This window comes from Streptomyces hilarionis (assembly GCF_024539675.1).
Lineage (GTDB): Bacteria > Actinomycetota > Actinomycetes > Streptomycetales > Streptomycetaceae > Streptomyces > Streptomyces hilarionis.
This window is the reverse complement of the sequence record NZ_JAHHIT010000463.1, coordinates 1-419: the sequence shown is the minus strand read 5'-3', so window position 1 is coordinate 419 and position 419 is coordinate 1. Positions and strand designations below refer to the sequence as shown.

Annotated in this window: 1 protein-coding gene; it reads right to left on the bottom strand. The window is 53.9% G+C overall.

Going from position 1 to position 419, the window contains the following annotated elements; all coding sequences use genetic code 11:
- Positions 1 to 375: HAD family hydrolase (locus KMS84_RS43955; protein ID WP_256921354.1), on the bottom strand; the 375-nt coding region annotated here is incomplete at its 3' end.
- Between the last annotated feature and the right edge of the window lie 44 nt (positions 376 to 419).

Genomic DNA, 419 nt, shown 5'->3' with positions numbered 1-419 from the left:
CCGTGAAAGTCTGGCCTCCAGCTCCGAAGAACACACGCCCAACTCCTCAACCAAACGATGGTTGCCTAGATGCCAAAGATGACCGTCGATCGTGCCTTTCACGCCTCGGCCATTTAGCACACTGAAGTCACTGACAGGCAGAGCCACAGCGCCAGGCTGCTGCGATTTCCACCCATTGACCAATGCTTTCGCTACTGGGTGGGTACTTTGCTCATCAAGACTCGCAGCAATCAAAGTTGCCTTCTCGATAGACAAGTCACTGAATATATCTGAGTCAGTCAGAACTGGCTTGCCCTGAGTCAACGTGCCTGTTTTATCCAGAGCAACCACCTTCAGCAGGCGCCCGCTTTCCAGGTAGGCACCACCCTTGATCAAGATTCCATGCCGTGCGGCTGCGGCAAGACCACTCACAACAGTGA